At 41.8% G+C, this 15,816-nt stretch carries 14 protein-coding genes and 1 pseudogene; 5 read left to right on the top strand and 10 right to left on the bottom strand.

Annotation, left to right across the window (positions count from 1 at the left end; genetic code table 11):
- The first annotated feature begins 39 nt into the window (after positions 1-39).
- A complete protein-coding gene (gene zds, locus IQ276_RS03495; RefSeq protein WP_193919538.1) occupies positions 40-1,479 on the top strand; it encodes a 9,9'-di-cis-zeta-carotene desaturase in 1,440 nt (479 codons plus the stop codon).
- A gap of 52 nt (positions 1,480-1,531) precedes the next feature.
- Positions 1,532-1,975 (top strand): SRPBCC family protein, encoded by a 444-nt coding sequence (locus IQ276_RS03500; RefSeq protein WP_190879349.1) that lies wholly within the window; start codon positions 1,532-1,534, stop codon positions 1,973-1,975.
- A gap of 40 nt (positions 1,976-2,015) precedes the next feature.
- On the opposite strand, the gene IQ276_RS03505 is transcribed toward IQ276_RS03500, so the two are convergent.
- The 4 genes from IQ276_RS03505 to IQ276_RS03520 form a co-directional block, all read right to left on the bottom strand.
- A complete protein-coding gene (locus IQ276_RS03505) occupies positions 2,016-2,252 on the bottom strand; it encodes a 2Fe-2S iron-sulfur cluster-binding protein (protein ID WP_190879347.1) in 237 nt (78 codons plus the stop codon).
- A 117-nt stretch (positions 2,253-2,369) separates the two neighbouring features.
- Positions 2,370-3,848 carry a cobyric acid synthase CobQ gene (gene cobQ, locus IQ276_RS03510; RefSeq protein WP_190879345.1) on the bottom strand — a complete coding sequence of 493 codons (1,479 nt, stop codon included), beginning with the start codon at positions 3,846-3,848 and terminating at the stop codon, positions 2,370-2,372.
- A 151-nt stretch (positions 3,849-3,999) separates the two neighbouring features.
- Positions 4,000-5,910 (bottom strand): bifunctional serine/threonine-protein kinase/formylglycine-generating enzyme family protein, encoded by a 1,911-nt coding sequence (locus IQ276_RS03515; protein WP_235115390.1) that lies wholly within the window; start codon positions 5,908-5,910, stop codon positions 4,000-4,002.
- Between the two features lie 283 nt (positions 5,911-6,193).
- Positions 6,194-6,997, bottom strand: a complete 804-nt coding sequence (locus IQ276_RS03520) for an ABC transporter permease (RefSeq protein ID WP_193924436.1) — start codon at positions 6,995-6,997, stop codon at positions 6,194-6,196.
- Positions 6,998-7,718: 721 nt separating this feature from the next.
- On the opposite strand from IQ276_RS03520, the gene IQ276_RS03525 reads away from it, so the two are divergent.
- A complete protein-coding gene (locus tag IQ276_RS03525) occupies positions 7,719-8,804 on the top strand; it encodes a glycosyltransferase family 4 protein (protein WP_193924440.1) in 1,086 nt (361 codons plus the stop codon).
- Between the two features lie 522 nt (positions 8,805-9,326).
- Here IQ276_RS03525 and IQ276_RS03530 read toward each other — a convergent pair.
- The 6 genes from IQ276_RS03530 to IQ276_RS03555 all read right to left on the bottom strand — a co-directional run bounded on the left by IQ276_RS03530 (position 9,327) and on the right by IQ276_RS03555 (position 13,730).
- Positions 9,327-9,938, bottom strand: coding sequence for a 2OG-Fe(II) oxygenase (locus IQ276_RS03530; RefSeq protein ID WP_193920718.1), 612 nt, complete (start codon positions 9,936-9,938; stop codon positions 9,327-9,329).
- On the bottom strand, positions 9,931-10,305 hold the full coding sequence (locus IQ276_RS03535) for a DUF5615 family PIN-like protein (RefSeq protein ID WP_193920720.1): 375 nt from the start codon (positions 10,303-10,305) through the stop codon (positions 9,931-9,933). Before IQ276_RS03535 ends, IQ276_RS03530 begins: the two co-directional genes overlap by 8 nt.
- An 8-nt stretch (positions 10,306-10,313) precedes the next feature.
- Positions 10,314-10,562 (bottom strand): DUF433 domain-containing protein, encoded by a 249-nt coding sequence (locus IQ276_RS03540; RefSeq protein WP_193920722.1) that lies wholly within the window; start codon positions 10,560-10,562, stop codon positions 10,314-10,316.
- A 34-nt stretch (positions 10,563-10,596) separates the two neighbouring features.
- Complete coding sequence (locus IQ276_RS03545; RefSeq protein WP_193920724.1) at positions 10,597-11,460, bottom strand: fructosamine kinase family protein; 864 nt, start codon at positions 11,458-11,460, stop codon at positions 10,597-10,599.
- 160 nt (positions 11,461-11,620) lie between these two features.
- Complete coding sequence (locus IQ276_RS03550; RefSeq protein ID WP_235115391.1) at positions 11,621-12,910, bottom strand: M16 family metallopeptidase; 1,290 nt, start codon at positions 12,908-12,910, stop codon at positions 11,621-11,623.
- Between the two features lie 562 nt (positions 12,911-13,472).
- Positions 13,473-13,730 carry a hypothetical protein gene (locus tag IQ276_RS03555; protein ID WP_235115392.1) on the bottom strand — a complete coding sequence of 86 codons (258 nt, stop codon included), beginning with the start codon at positions 13,728-13,730 and terminating at the stop codon, positions 13,473-13,475.
- Positions 13,731-13,784: 54 nt separating this feature from the next.
- Between IQ276_RS03555 and IQ276_RS03560 the strand changes: the two are divergent.
- Together IQ276_RS03560 and IQ276_RS03565 are read left to right on the top strand one after the other, a co-directional pair.
- Positions 13,785-14,114: pseudogene (locus IQ276_RS03560) on the top strand (NAD(P)-binding protein); the annotation flags it as partial.
- A gap of 152 nt (positions 14,115-14,266) precedes the next feature.
- A complete protein-coding gene (locus IQ276_RS03565) occupies positions 14,267-15,742 on the top strand; it encodes an NF041680 family putative transposase (RefSeq protein ID WP_228043575.1) in 1,476 nt (491 codons plus the stop codon).
- The last annotated feature ends 74 nt before the right edge of the window (positions 15,743-15,816 follow it).

A 15,816-nucleotide genomic window follows, 5' to 3' on the forward strand; every position in this document is an offset into this window, starting at 1 on the left:
CAGTTACAATCTGTAAAGAAACTGAAAAGGAACGACGGAATGCGTGTTGCAATTGTGGGTGCGGGACTGGCTGGGCTAGCAACCGCAGTAGATCTAGCTGATGCTGGTTGTGAAGTAGAGATTTTTGAGTCTCGTCCGTTTGTGGGTGGTAAAGTTAGCAGTTGGGTTGATGGAGATGGCAACCATCTAGAAATGGGGTTGCATGTATTTTTTGGGTGCTACTACCAACTATTTGACTTGATGAAGAAAGTGGGGGTGTTAGAAAACTTACGCCTCAAACAACATACCCACACTTTTATTAACAAAGGAGGCCGGACTGGTGCTTTAGATTTTCGCTTTATTACAGGTGCGCCTTTTAATGGCTTAAAAGCATTTTTTACTACTTCTCAATTATCATTGCAGGATAAATTGCAAAATGCGATCGCCTTGGGTACTAGTCCCATAGTTCGCGGCTTAGTGGACTTTAACGGGGCGATGAAAACCATCCGCAATTTAGATAAAATCAGCTTTGCTGACTGGTTCCGCAGCCACGGCGGCAGCAATGGTAGCATCAAACGCATGTGGAACCCCATCGCCTACGCCCTGGGATTTATTGATTGCGAAAACATTTCTGCCCGTTGTATGTTAACAATATTCCAGTTCTTTGCAGCCAGAACTGAAGCTTCAGTCCTGCGAATGCTGGAAGGTTCTCCCAATGAGTATTTACACAAGCCGATTCTGGAATATTTGGAAGTCAGGGGCACCAAAGTTTACACACGTCGCCAAGTGCGGGAAATTCAATTTACAGAATCAGACGAACAAACCAGCGTCACTGGTATCATAGTTGCCCAAGGTGACACAGTAGAAACTATTACTGCTGATGCTTATGTCTTTGCTTGTGATGTTCCAGGTATCCAGCGGATTCTACCCCAAGAATGGCGTAAGTGGTCAGAATTTGACAATATTTATCAACTAGAGGCAGTGCCAGTGGCAACAGTGCAATTACGCTTCGATGGTTGGGTGACAGAACTCAACGATGCCCAACAGCGTAAACAGCTAAATCAAGCCGCTGGAATAGATAATTTACTTTACACAGCCGATGCTGACTTTTCTTGTTTTGCCGATTTGGCGTTGACTAGCCCTGCCGATTATTATCGCCCAGGACAGGGATCATTGTTACAGCTAGTGCTGACACCGGGAGATCCCTTTATTGCACAAAGTAATGAAGCGATCGCTCAACATGTCCTCAAGCAAGTCCACGAACTATTTCCCTCGTCGCGGGAGTTAAATATGACTTGGTACAGCGTGGTAAAACTTGCTCAGTCTCTCTATCGAGAAGCACCAGGAATGGATGTGTATCGTCCCAACCAAAAGACACCAGTGCATAATTTCTTCCTTGCAGGAAGTTACACACAGCAAGACTACATTGACAGCATGGAAGGGGCTACTGTTTCTGGACGGCGTGCAGCAAAAGCGATTTTGGAGAATTTAAAAAATTGACATAGACACCGAATGACTTTTGTCAAAGACTAAGCGCCAAGGAAGAAAAACAATGTCAGATTGGTTAGAACATACTGTACAAATAGAAGTAGAAGCTCCCATAGATTTAGTATGGGGTCTCTGGTCTGATTTAGAGCAAATGCCCCGATGGATGAAGTGGATTGATTCAGTCAAGATTCCGCCAGATAATCCCGATATATCTCTTTGGAAATTGAGTAGTAACGGTCTAGAATTTACTTGGAAATCCCGAATTCTCAAAGTTATTCCCAACCAAATTATTCAATGGGAATCCATTGATGGTTTGCCGAATCAGGGAGCGATTCGCTTTTATGATCGCCACGACGGTACTATCGTCAAAATGACCATTTCCTACGCCATCCCCGGTATTATTGGCAAAATTATGGATAACTTATTTTTGGGGCGGATAGTTGAATCCACAATTCAAGCTGATTTGGAAAGGTTTAAACAATACGCCCTAAGTGTTAAATCTGGTTAAGTGCAACTAAGTTTTGCTAATTTTCAATGCAGGGGCGACATTACCAAGTTGGGTCACTAAACAAATTAATCGTTAATTCCTCGCGTGGTGGTACTGCTGTGATACAAGCGCGTATGTTCTCTCCATCTTCTAATTCCACAGTGCAAGCGTAACAAGACCCCATGAGACAGCCGGTGGGAATAAATACTCCAGCCCGGTCTGCTACATCCAAAAGGGCTTCTCCCACTTCGGCGTCTACTGTAACATCATCTGGTAAAAAGCGGACACGAACAATCATCAATCTTACACATTTAATTTAGTATTGTTCTTTGTCATTTGTCATTTGTCATTTGTCTTTCGTTTTTTGACCAATGACTAATGACTAATGACCAATGACATTTCAAAGCATTTTAGCTTAAGACAAAAACGGAGTTAAGTCTAAATGGTTTTCAACTTCAGTGGCTAGGGAATCCAAAATCTGCTCTCGCTGTTCCCGGTAGTTAGCAACACCAGTGGGCAAAGATTTTAAACCCCGTTGCTGACGAAGGCGATTTAACCAAGCCCGTCGCCAAGGGCCGTTGTCAAAAATGCCGTGGAGATAAGTACCCCAAACTGATTGACAACTATCCACTAACCCTAAGTTAATATCGTCAAATAGCGCATGGTAGGATTGGCTATCTATTCCTTGCTGTTCAATGCGCGATCGCCCTTGATGGATCTCAAAGCCATTGACTGGCAAGCCCTGTTGGGGATAATTCGAGCTAACTTGCCGCTGGCGGGCGATTTTTTGTCCTGTAATTACAGTTCTGATTGGTAAGAGATTTAACCCTTGATATCTGCCAGCTTGTCCTTCTATCCCTTCTGGGTCTGCTATGATTTGTCCAAGCATTTGATACCCACCACAGATGCCTAAAACCGTTCCACCAGAAGCAGCATAATGTTGGATAGCTTCTGCCATACCGCTTTTTTGCAGTAGGAGCAAATCAGCAATTGTGGTCTTTGTCCCTGGGATAATTACTGCATCTGGATGTCCTAGATCCTGCTTTGGACTGAGGAATTTTACTGAGACTGTACTTTCTGATTCTAGCGGATCAAAGTCGGTGAAGTTGGCAATTCTGGGTAAGCGGATAACAGCAATGTTGAGGTCACTGTGGGCTTTGATTGATTGACGTTCTAGGAGGTCTAGGGAATCTTCCGCCGGAAATACTTCTTGTAAGTAGGGTATAACGCCAACAACGGGAATACCCGTGCGTTCTTCTAACCATTTTATTCCTGGTTCTAAGAGCGATCGCTGTCCTCGGAATTTGTTAATTACTACACCCTTAATTAAGGCGCGTTCATCCGGTTCCAATAACTCTAGAGTGCCTACTACATGGGCAAAAGCGCCACCACGGTCAATATCAACTACTAGTATTGTTGGTGCATTCAAATATTTTGCCACTCGCATGTTAGTTAAATCGCGGTGCTTGAGGTTAATTTCTGCTGGACTACCAGCACCTTCACAAACCAACAAGTCAAATTCTGTTCCTAAATGCTGTAGCGATTCTTCGATTGTCCGCCAACCCAGTTCAAAATATTGCTCGTAGTAATCTGCGGCACCAACTTTGCCCACAGGTCTACCTTTGATAATTACTTGGGAAGTCATATCCCCTTGGGGTTTAAGTAAAATTGGGTTCATTTCTACCCAAGGTACAACTCCCGCAGCCCAAGCTTGTACTGCTTGGGCGTAGCCAATTTCTCCACCACTGGCAGTGACATAAGCATTTAAAGCCATATTTTGACCTTTAAAGGGAGCCACTCGCCAGCCGCGCCGCGACAAAATTCGACAAATAGCTGTAGTTAAGAGTGATTTCCCTGCGTGGGATGTTGTCCCCACCACCATAATTGATTTCATAGTCAATATTAGATTTTTAAGGTATAGGGTGAAATTTTAGGGGCACGAGGGAGATGAGGGAGATGGGGAGATGTGGGAATAACCAATGCCCAATGCCCCATGCCCCACCAGATTGTAAAGACTTCATGAATGGGTGTCATGTTTCCGTATATTATTGTTCCCTTTGATTCGCTAATCCTAACTCTTTAGTTTTCCGTTCTAAGGGATTACCAAGAAATAAATTACTATTACTTGATGTTTCTTCTACAGAAAATACCACTCGAAAACCACAAATCCTGAGTCCACCGTCTGACTCATTCCAACTACGGCTGGCGCTGCGACAAAGTTCTGCACTGAAACTCCAAGAACCACCCCGCAGTACTCGGCGATGCATATCACCGCCGGCTTCCCAAACTGTTGCATCTGAAGGTGCATTATTATAATTGTTATGCCACGGGTCGGCGCACCATTCCCAAACTAGCCCGTGCATATCGTACAATCCAAAGGCGTTGGCTACTTCAAAACTGCCTACATTGGTTGTTTCTTTGCGGAATTTGCTTTTTGGTTCGTCAGCACAGCAAACTAAATCAGTGGTAATGGTTTCGCCAAAGTGAAAGGATGTCGTAGTTCCAGCACGACAAGCATATTCCCATTCAGCTTCACTCGGTAAACGATAGTCGCGTCCAGTTTTTTCTGATAGCCTGAGACAAAATTCTACAGCTTCATGCCAAGATACATTTTCTACTGGTCTATCTAAACCTTTAAATTTCGATGGATTAGGATTTAGGGTTTGGTTGACTTTGGGTAAAGCTGCTACTACTCTCCACTGTGCTTGAGTTACAAGAAATTTTCCCATAAAAAATGGTTCTACCGTAACTTTGTGTTGAGGACGTTCGTCAGCGTCTCCTTCAAACTCCGGTGAACCCATCATATATGTACCATCAGGAATTGATACCATTTCCAAGGTGACAGACTTACCCAAGTCTTCAGCAAAGAAGTTTGCACTGCGACTGAGGCGGCTAACTTCTCTACCTGCTGTGTCTACTGTCACTACCTCAAATTCAAAAGTTTCTAAGGGCGGTAATGGGACTATTACCTTTGGCGGCGGTAATACGGGTTGGGGAATGGAAACCATTTTTAGCGCAACAGGTTCAAGGTTTAATTTTGTAAACTCCAAATCCTTGATAACTTCTGCTGCTGTTTGATACCTTTCACTCGGTAAATGTTTGAGTAATTTATCTAAAATTTTTCCTAATTCGTCGCTGATAGTAATCCCATTTTTTTGTAACCTTTCGCGCCACAACCACTTAGCATTCATGGCATCATAAATAGGATCTTTAATCTGTCCAGAAATATCTTGTGAAGGCAAACATTGAGTTAAAAGACGCACGCAAGTTACACCCAAGGCATATAAATCGCTGGCGTGACAAGCAAAACCAGCCATTTGTTCAGTCGGCGCATAACCAAGTGTATAAATTACTGTAGCTTGTCTTCCTAAACTCGTTTGTGTTACTTGTTTAGCACCACCAAAATCAATTAATACGGGTTTTCCATCAGTTGTACGGCGGATAATATTTTCTGGTTTAATATCCCGATGAATAATGTTACTAGTATGAATGAATTGCAGAACTGGCAATAAGTCAGCTAAAAGTTGCCAAATTTGTTCTTCGCCATAGATTTGTTGCTGAACTTCTTGTAAAAGAGTTTTGCCTTGAATAAATTCTTGCACGAGATACAAGCTAGTACCTTGTTCAAAATAAGCAAGTAATCTGGGAATTTGGGTATGATTTTCTCCAAGTTCATACAACCGAAAAGCCTCTTCTTTGAAAAATTCGGCTGCTTTGGTGCGTTGTCCTGTTCCCTGAAATTGGGGGAAAAATTGCTTGATGACGCAAGGTGCATTTAGTCTATCTGCATCTTCTGTAGCATAAGTTCTGCTAAACCCACCTTCACCTAAGAGTCTCAATACGCGGTAACGGTTTCTGAGAAGTTTGCCAAAGTTTCTTTGTCCGCAACTGACGCAAAATCTATTGCTATCAGAGTTGAATGGATTTGAGCAATTGGGATTTTGGCAGATTTGCATAATGAAGTGAAAATAGCATCTTCTCCAAAGTTAGCCCCAATATCATCTTATTGAAAACAGTTATGTAGAGAAGCGAACACGGAATTTTTTATATGTGTTTAAAAATATGTGGGGAGTGGGGAATAGGTAGTGGAGAATTGGTTGAATAATTTGGTGCATTAGGCTAAAACCTTAACGCACCCTACTTATCAATTCTGAATTATTCTTGAATATAGCTGTTGTTAACAGCTAAAAAAGTTCATAAATAACTAAATAAATTTTATCATCGATGAAACTCTGATTTTCAGCTTTCTTTTTCTCCGGAAAGGCGAAGTAATTCAGCTACAAAAGCAACGATCGCTGATACGGAAATCAACATCACACTCAAAGCGTTAATATCAGGCTTGACTCCTGTTCTAATCCGACTAAAAATTTCCATTGGCAGGGTATTAGAACCGCTACCGGCAGTAAAACTGGCAATCAAAAAATCATCCAAACTCAGGACAAAAGCTAACAAACAACCAGCAATAATACCAGGCATTAATTGAGGTAATAATACTTTGATAAATGCTTGGGTTGGTGTCGCGCCTAAATCTAATGCTGCTTCTTCTAAGTGAGGATCTAAATTTGTCAGTCTGGAAGAAACCACAAGTCCCACGTAGGCGAGACAAAACACCACGTGTGCTGCAACTATTGTCCACAAACTCAAAGGTATTGCAAACGCGGCTAAACATACTAAGGTAGCCACTGCGATCGCAATATCGGGAATAATCAATGGTAGGTAAGCAACACCACGATACAAATTCTTTCCAGGAAATTGGTAACGCGCCAAACCAACCGCCATTAAGGTTCCTAGCACTGCTGAAATCCCTACTGCACAACCAGCAACGATCAAACTATTTTGCAAAGCTGATAAAATGCGATCGTCGCTGAACAACTTGCCATACCAATCCAAGGTAAATCCTTGCCAAGTTGCACTGTAAGGCGACTGATTAAAGCTATAAAAGCCAAGTACCAGTATAGGCAGGTACATAAACACAAATATCAGTAGTGAGAAAACCGCCTGCCATGTGACACGCGGTTTTTTGATATGTGGAGAAATATTCACGTTTATATTTGATTTTTCTTACACAGCAACATAAAATATCATATTTTATGTAAAAAGTCAACGTGCTAACTCTGTTGTCTCGCACTTTCAAGGTGAGGGAACTCCAAGAAATAAATTATCCAATATTGTGGGGTGGGCGTCTCGCCCGCCCTATAGACTGGGCGGGCAAGATGCCCACCCCACAAGAGTTAATTGGATATTTTTTTATTTGGAAGTCTCTAAGTTCAAAAATGAAAGTGGGCTGCTATAGCTAATTTACGAAAATCTATCCTTTAAACAAGACAGTCAATCACAGAAAAATCCCACAACTAATCACGAAAAAGGAGTACACCCTACTCCCCACTCCCCATTCCCTACTCCCTTTTTCAATTAATTAACATCTGAAAATTAGCTCATTTATAGGGCTGATCTAATATTTTTAGACACTTATCAATCACTATACTATATATTACTAATTTCCCCAAAGATAATTATCAAAAATATTTAGATGAAAATCATACTTAAATTTCATCAATTTCAATATATTTACCTCTTATGGAAAGGTTAATTTATCCACTAGGGTAGATGAAAAATATACAAGCAAGAGCATAAGATTTGGATGGGATTATTAATAAACTTAGTGACTTAAGTTACTCGTGAGTGCAGAGTGAATCAAGTATAAGCACTACTGAAACAAGAAGAAAATACTTGTGATTCAAGTCTTATTTTTAGGAGGTTTGTAATGCGAATTGCTCAAGTAGCCCCATTATTGGAGAGAGTACCCCCTCCAGCTTATGGTGGTATAGAGTTAGTAGTAGGGTTACTCACCGATGAATTAGTGCGACGCGGACATGAAGTAACGTTATTTGCATCGGGAGATTCTATTAGTTTGGCAAAACTAATGTCAGTTCATCCCCATGCCTTAAGACTCGATCGCACTATCAAAGATTACGGCGTTTACGAAATGCTCGAACTAGCTTCAGTGTATCAACGAGCAGGTGAGTTTGATATTATTCATTCTCATATGGGGTATGCGGCATTACCCTACGCGAATCTAGTCGCAACTCCCACGGTTCATACGTTGCATGGTATTTTTACGCCTGACAACGAAAAGATGTTTACTTTTGGTAAAAAACAACCATATATCAGCATTTCGGATTCACAACGAGAACCAAGGTTAGGGCTGAACTATGTAGCAACTGTTTATAACGGAATTGATGTCAACAATTATGAATTTCACGCCCAACCAGAAAATCCGCCTTACCTAGCCTTTTTAGGTCGAATATCGCCAGAGAAGGGAGTACACTTAGCCATAGAAATTGCCAAACAAAGTGGTTGGTGTTTGAAAATTGCAGGTAAGGTCGATGTTGTTGATGTGGAATATTTTGAAACAGAAATAAAACCACAGATTGACGGCGAACAAATTCAGTATTTAGGTGAAGCAAACCATACTGAAAAAAATGCCCTGATGGGAGGTGCAGTCGCAACTCTATTTCCCATCACTTGGCGAGAACCGTTTGGGTTAGTAATGGTTGAGTCAATGGCTTCGGGTACGCCTGTGATTGCCATGAAATTAGGGTCTACCCAAGAGGTTATTTCCCACGGTAGAACGGGTTTCCTTTGCAATAACATTCAAGAGTGTATCAGTGCTATTGATCGAGTAACAGAGTTAGACCGTTATGCTTGTCGCCAACATGTAGAAAACCATTTTAGTATTGAACAAATGGTTGATAGCTATGAAGCAGTTTATCAACAAGTCACTGGAGAAAAATTTTCTCACAATGGGTATTTCCGCAGTTTGCTTAGTTTAGGAAACGAACGGGTTTAAATAAGCTAAAACACATCTAATTTGCATAACTAGATTTGATTGAACTCTTCTAATAATTTGGCATCTGTAGGGTAGCACAGCTGTGCTACCCTACTATGGTATTTTTAAGTGAAAATTTTCAAAAGACCTCTCAGAGGATGTTTGAAAAGTCATGATTGATGTATCAAATATTTTTTTACCCCTCCCTAACCCTCCCCTTATAAAGGGGAGGGAACCGGATTTTCTTGTTTCCCCCCTTTATAAGGCAGGGCTGTTTCATTCCATTTCAAACAGGATTTGTCAAGATGGTTAGCGAGAAAATTGTAAGTAAGGGTGACGATGAGATGAACATTTAAGCATTGAAATATCAGTAAAATAGTTCATTTTCTGGGCACGCTGGTAACAAAATAACTAATTTTTAATTGCTAGAACCCTTGATTTTTAAAGCTCTTTGGGGAATGAAACAGCCCTGCTTTATAAGGGGGGACTAAGGGGGGTAACAACGCAATTAAAATCACAGTCAATCACTTTTCAAAGAATATCTCAGGCATACTTTCTCTTTTTAGTTGCAGACTGAGTTTTTCTTGATTCTATAGTAAATTCGGGAATTTCTTGGAGTTCAGTTTCACTTAAACTATACTGTTCGCAAACCAAGCTGAGGCGATCGCCAGGAGTTTTGACTGCGTTAACAGAATGGGTTAAATCTCCCTGAAAGTATAGTAAAGTATTAATTTGTGGCTTAATCTGTCCAAGTTGACGTTTGTGCGATCGCAGTACCAATTCTCCGCCTTCCATACCAGCAGGTACTCGCACATACAGCACACTCACAATTATAGGCGGTTCAATGGTTTTGCAGTAAGAACGTAAGGAGCGATCGATGTGCGGATCGACGCGAGAGCCTTCTTTTAACTGTAAAGGATTGAGGTAAAAAGCATTACAATTCGGCTGGAGAGCTAAATCGAGATATGGCTTGAAGTAGGGAAACTGCTGTTCTACGCTTGCTAATCCAGAACGCTGAAATACTAACGAAAATCCTTTAGTCGCAACAAAATCGCGGTTGAGGTTGTTGATAGCAAAATAAGGACAAGCTTGGATTTCTCCCCATAAGTTATTTAGGTATTCGCTAGGGAAAGCGTTGGGTTGTTGTTTATACATCTGGTTCAATAGGTTGGTATTCTTGAATCTTTCCAGCTTGAATAATCCACAACTTTACAGCGACTTCTGTTGTTTCTAATCCTTGAATTAGAGTCTCTATTGCTGCTTGCCAAAATACAAAATCAGGACGAGAGGGTAAGCGAATGATGACAATTCCTGCATAGTCAGAAGGATTATATCTTAGACGATTTCCAAACCCGCGATCGCAAGTGACTAAGCATCTAGCCTCACAGCGGCAAACATCAATTACTACCTCATCAGGTGCAGAACTCAAATCTTGCCCTGGTACTGTGGCCACATCATGCCCTGCTAAACGCAATAAACTCACAACACGAATATCGATATTTTCATCAAGCTTTAAGTTCACGAATTTGCTTACTTTTTTTCAGTTAAAGGAATTTCTACAAATACATCTCGCGCCATTTCAGCGCCATAAGCAATACAAGCAAGTACATCCTGTCTTTCTATACTAGGATATGCTTCTAAAATTTCTTCAATAGTCGTTCCATTAGCTAAATAATCCAGAATTAGCGACACCCAAATCCGATGTCCGCGAATACAAGGTTTACCAAAGCAGATATTTGGATCTATAGAAATTCGGGAAAGCAAATTATTTGTACTCATATGTCTTTACCTGTAATAGCTTCTAAGTTTTATTTCATCGCCAAATCTGGTCAATCATCCGGTTGGCTTGGGAAGCATAACCACCGCCAAATAAATTGAAGTGATTCAAAATATGATACAGGTTATAAAGTGTTTTTCTCTGCTCATAGCCGGCATCTAAAGGAAAGACTTCGTTATAACCTTTGTAAAAGGCTGCTGGGAAGCCACCAAACAATTCTGTCATGGCAATATCAACTTCGCGATCGCCAAAATAAGTTGCTGGATCGAATATCACCGGTTCTCCCGACACAGTACACCCAGCATTTCCACCCCACAAATCGCCATGCACCAAAGCAGGTTGCACTTGATGATTTGCCAACAATTCCGGAATCGCCGCTAGTAACTTATCCTGTTGAGGGAAATTACCACCGCGTCGCCTTGCTAATTGAAATTGATAACCCAGGCGATGTTTCACATAGAATTCTACCCAGTCTGCTGTCCAAGTATTGATTTGGGGTGTGGAACCAATAGTATTGTTAATTTTCCAACCAAAACCTTGATTACTGCTAGCTTTATGCATCGCCGCTAGCTGGCGTCCCATCTCTTCCCATGATTTGGTGTTACCGCTTCCCATTTCCAACCATTCAAGGACGATGTAACTAGAATTATCAGCCACACCGCAGCAAAGAGGTTTGGGAACGCGAATACTAGCTGTTACTAGCATTTCCTCTAAACCCAGCGCCTCAGCCTCAAACATTGCAACTTGGGAGGCTTGGTTGATCTTGACGAAGTAGGTTATTTCACCATTAGAGACAGCATAACCTTGGTTGATGCATCCGCCACCAACCGATCGCCGTTGCTGACTTTGAAATTTTTCACCAGTTATTTGGCTAATATGCGCGTCGATTTGAGTCCACATAGTTAGGGGGAGTGGGGAGTGGGGAGTGGGGAGTGGGGGGGATGAGGGGGGATGAGGGGGATGAGGGAGATGAGGGAGATGAGGGAGATGAGAAGAATAACCAATGCCCTATTCCCTATTCCCTTCCCTACTCCCTACTCCCTACTCCCCACTCCCCAATTTACGGCTTTAATATAACTACACCATAAGCATCAAAAGAAAGATACTCTTTGGCTGCTTGCATTAAGTCAGTAGCATCTTGGTTTTCAATGCTAGCTGGGTAGTTAAATGCAGGTTCCAAATCTCCCACCAAAGATTGATAATAGCCATATAAGCCGGCGCGATCGCTTGGTGTTTCATTACCAAAGATAAATCTGTTGGCTACTCGCCGCCGCACACGCGCAATTTCTGATTCTCTCACCAACTCTGTATGTAGACTCTTGATGTGTTGGGCGATCGCATTTTCTACTTCTGCTAAATCTTCCACTGCACATTTAGCTGAAATATAAAATGTACCTTGCAACTCATGGCTAATGTTGCTGACTGAAATTGAAGTAACTAATTTCCGTTCTTCTCGTAAATCTTGCACTAGTCTTGATGTTCGTCCCTGTCCCAAAATTGCTGCTAAAACATCCAGTCCATAAGTTTGTTCGAGGTGAATCATTCCTGGAACCCGCCACAGCATCACTAATCTAGCTTGTTGCAGAGTTTCATCAATAAATTCCCGACGGACTATTTCTGTAAATGGTGATTCAATCGGTAAAGACGCAATTAATCCCGTCTGTTTGTAGAGACGCGATTCATCGCGTCTATAAACTTGCATAAAAGATTCGCTAACAGTCGCAACTAATTCTTCTACGGGCAAATTACCCACAGCTACAGCAGTAATTGACTGGGGTTGATACCAAGTAGCGTGGAAATCCCGCATTTGCTGGGATTTAAGTCCAGCAATTACTTCTTCTGGCCCCAACACCGCACGGCGATAAGGTAACCGATCAAACGCTGTTTCCATCGCCCGCCTATAAGTGCGGCGGCGGGGATTATCTTCTGAACGTTTAATTTCTTCCAAAACTACTAATCGTTCGCGTTCAAAGGCATCATCAGGAATACTGGCATTAGATACTACATCTATTTGTAAAGGCGCAAGCTCGGCGAAATCTTTAGGCGCAGTAGTTATATAGTAATGAGTATAGTCTTGGCTAGTAGCGGCATTAGTCACAGCACCCCGTTCTTCAATTCGACGTTCAAACTCACCGCTAGCCAGTTGTTCTGTTCCTTTAAAAATCATATGCTCTAAAAAGTGAGCCATGCCGTTAATCGCATCAGATTCTACAGCTGAGCCAACTTTTATCCATAAGCTGAGGTTCACCGCATCAACTGGCATCTGCTCGGCTATGATTGTCAAGCCATTAGGTAACTTATGCAAGTTTGGAGCATTTAGGCGAGGAAATTTGTTTAGAGTTGAAGTCATTGCTACTTGGGTGGGGAGAGCTACGTTACTCCTTTATCTTATAAGACAAGCCAAGAAGCAAAGGGCAGGAGTCAGGACGAAAGAAGTATGAATGAAAACTTTAGTTCTGAGTATAAAGCCCAGTTGAAAAAGTCGAATTGTATCAAGACGTGCAGCACAAGATACGATGACTGAGATGAGAAGGGGATACAGACGTGATTAATCGCATGTGTAGGGAGTGGTGTACTTTAATTATGTAAGCTGATGCATTAAAGTTGCACTTTTGTTGCATCGTATCATTTTCGCTTGATTACTTATTAAACCCGACCCCACCCCGCCAAAGCTACGCTTTGTCTCCCCTCCCCTTGCTGAGGCTATGGTGTACACACAAGTTATCGAATGACTACCAGTCCTCGAATTACCCCACCCTAACCCTCCCCTTGTAAAGGGGAGGGAAAAAGAATCTCTTGTTTCCCCCCTTTCTAAGGGGGGACTAAGGGGGTAATTCGACTTGTCTGTACACCGTAACCTTAGCAACGGCAAGGGATTAAGGAATGGGGTGCAATGACCGTGAGAATCATAACTAATTATGCGGACATAATATTAAAGGTGCAGGTCGATGCATCAAAGGTGCAAGCCGATGCATCAAAGGTGCAGGTCGATGCATCCAAGGTGCAGGTCGATGCATCAAAGGTGCAAGCCGATGCACCTTTGATGCAAGCCACTGCATCAAAGGTGCAAGCCACTGCATCAAAGGTGCAAGCCACTGCATCAAAGGTGCAAGCCACTGCATCAAAGGTGCAGGTCGATGCGCCCCTAGCAACGATTGTGCTTCAATCAATAACGCTGTAAAATTATGAGTAGTAATGTTAAGAATTATAAAAAATAAGTATCAATGCCCAAGATTTCTGCTGAAAAAACTAAATCTCGTGTTGTCGTCATTGGTGCGGGAATTGGTGGACTGACTGCTGGGGCATTATTAGCCCATAGAGGTTACAGCGTTTTAATTTTAGATCAAGCGATCGCACCGGGAGGTTGTGCTTCGACATTTAAACGCCAAGGATTTACCTTTGATGTCGGTGCAACTCAAGTTGCAGGGTTGGAACCAGGGGGAATTCACCATCGGATTTTCTCAGAATTGGAAATAGATTTACCAGAAGCCACACCTTGTGACCCAGCTTGTGCGGTATATTTACCTGGAGAAACTACACCCATCAACGTTTTTGGACTTTGGACAAAAAGAAGTTTATTCGCGAGTGTGACTCGCGAATAAATGAATGATTAATCTTGTTTATAGTGACGAGCAGAAAAAAGCATAGCCATCAGACCCCCAACAAATAGTAATATCAACTACAAAGTATCTTTGGGTAAATACTGATGGCTATGCCAAAATTTAATAACAATCAATTAATAGCGCAATTTCAAGATTTTAGACAAAAAATTTACAACTGTTTTTCTTCATGTAGCGACGCCTGTATGGATTTGTTGGATGCGCTTGCGGGTAATACGGGAGCCAATTCAATTGCGGAGTTATCTTTAAGTCCTTTGTTTCCCAGAAGCTATAATTCTATTTATAAAGCAATTCAAAAATCATTTAATACAAATATTCAGGAGAAGAACAATGAAGAAGAAGAACAAGAAGAACAAGAAAAACCCAATAACTTAATTAGGGTGGTATCTGAGTTAATTAAGCAACCACAACAACGCCCTTTTTACTTATTCGCTCTTGATACAACACCGCATCCGCGTCCTTACGCGAGGACTTTAGCTGAACGTGGGTATATTTACCAGCCAAATACTATCAAGGGTAACAAACCGATTAATATTGGTCATTCTTATTCGATACTTTCTATCTTACCAGAGAAAGAAACTGGGAATGCCGCCCCTTGGTCAATACCAATATCAGGAGAAAGGGTATCACTTGATAAAACTGGTGTTGATGTGGGTAGTGAACAAATTTCCTCAGTAATGTCTGATTCATCACTGCCCTGGCAGGAAAAATTGTGCGTCTTAGTAGCAGATAGCGCCTATAGTCAGCGTTCATTTCTGTTTGACCAATCCAAACACAAAAATGTGGTAGTGATAGCCAGAGTTCGTAGTAATCGAATTTTCTACCAATCTCCACCCGTTGATGAGTCAAAGAAAAAACGTGGTTGTCCAAAAAAATACGGTGAACGGTTTAATTTAGCTGATGTTGAAACTTGGCACTCTCCCGACGAGACAACACAAATTCAGCAGACAACCTGTAAGGGTCGTCTTTTAAACATCACCATACTCGCTTGGCATCAAATGTTGATGAGGGGAACCAAGCACCAAAAAATGTATTGTCATCCTTTTACTCTGCTCAGAATTCATGTGACTGATGATACTAATCAATCTCTCTGGAAACCAATGTGGTTAATTGTCATAGGTGAGCAACGTGGAGAAATCTCACCTACGGTTGCAAACCATTGCTATAGACAAAGGTTTGATATTGAACACATGCTGCGATTTAGCAAGCAGCGTTTGTTGATGACGCAGTTTCAAACTCCAGATGTTTTGCATGAGGAAAATTGGATACATTTAGTAATCCTAGCTTACGTACAGTTGTGGGCGGCAAGGGAGTTAGCAACACACTTACCCAGGCCATGGGAGCGTTATTTAGAACAAAACAATGATAAAATTGCCACTCCAAGTGTAGTGCAACGCGATTTTCAGAGAATTATTTCAGAGATTGGTACACCCGCTCGTTCTCCCAAAACCAGAGGAAATTCCATCGGTCGAGTTCAAGGTCAAGTTCAAACACAACGAACTAAGCATCCTGTTGTCAAGAAGAAGTCAAAATCAACACTCGCTAAAGTCAAAGCCGCATAAATTTTCTTAGGCTTTAGGCGTTTAACTCAGTCTGACTCAGTTTGTAAAATAACTGGGGTAATTTCTGATGACTA

Source organism: Desmonostoc muscorum LEGE 12446 (assembly GCF_015207005.2).
Classification (GTDB): domain Bacteria; phylum Cyanobacteriota; class Cyanobacteriia; order Cyanobacteriales; family Nostocaceae; genus Nostoc; species Nostoc muscorum.

Bases quoted from the DNA above. Each gene is read 5' to 3' on its own strand.
- IQ276_RS03565 (WP_228043575.1), top strand. From the start codon at position 14,267: ATGGCTATGCCAAAATTTAATAACAATCAATTAATAGCGCAATTTCAA.
- zds (WP_193919538.1), top strand. From the start codon at position 40: ATGCGTGTTGCAATTGTGGGTGCGGGACTGGCTGGGCTAGCAACCGCA.
- IQ276_RS03540 (WP_193920722.1), bottom strand. From the start codon at position 10,562: ATGAGTACAAATAATTTGCTTTCCCGAATTTCTATAGATCCAAATATC.
- IQ276_RS03515 (WP_235115390.1), bottom strand. From the start codon at position 5,910: ATGCAAATCTGCCAAAATCCCAATTGCTCAAATCCATTCAACTCTGAT.
- IQ276_RS03525 (WP_193924440.1), top strand. From the start codon at position 7,719: ATGCGAATTGCTCAAGTAGCCCCATTATTGGAGAGAGTACCCCCTCCA.
- IQ276_RS03550 (WP_235115391.1), bottom strand. From the start codon at position 12,910: ATGACTTCAACTCTAAACAAATTTCCTCGCCTAAATGCTCCAAACTTG.
- IQ276_RS03545 (WP_193920724.1), bottom strand. From the start codon at position 11,460: ATGTGGACTCAAATCGACGCGCATATTAGCCAAATAACTGGTGAAAAA.
- IQ276_RS03500 (WP_190879349.1), top strand. From the start codon at position 1,532: ATGTCAGATTGGTTAGAACATACTGTACAAATAGAAGTAGAAGCTCCC.
- cobQ (WP_190879345.1), bottom strand. From the start codon at position 3,848: ATGAAATCAATTATGGTGGTGGGGACAACATCCCACGCAGGGAAATCA.
- IQ276_RS03505 (WP_190879347.1), bottom strand. From the start codon at position 2,252: ATGATTGTTCGTGTCCGCTTTTTACCAGATGATGTTACAGTAGACGCC.
- IQ276_RS03530 (WP_193920718.1), bottom strand. From the start codon at position 9,938: ATGTATAAACAACAACCCAACGCTTTCCCTAGCGAATACCTAAATAAC.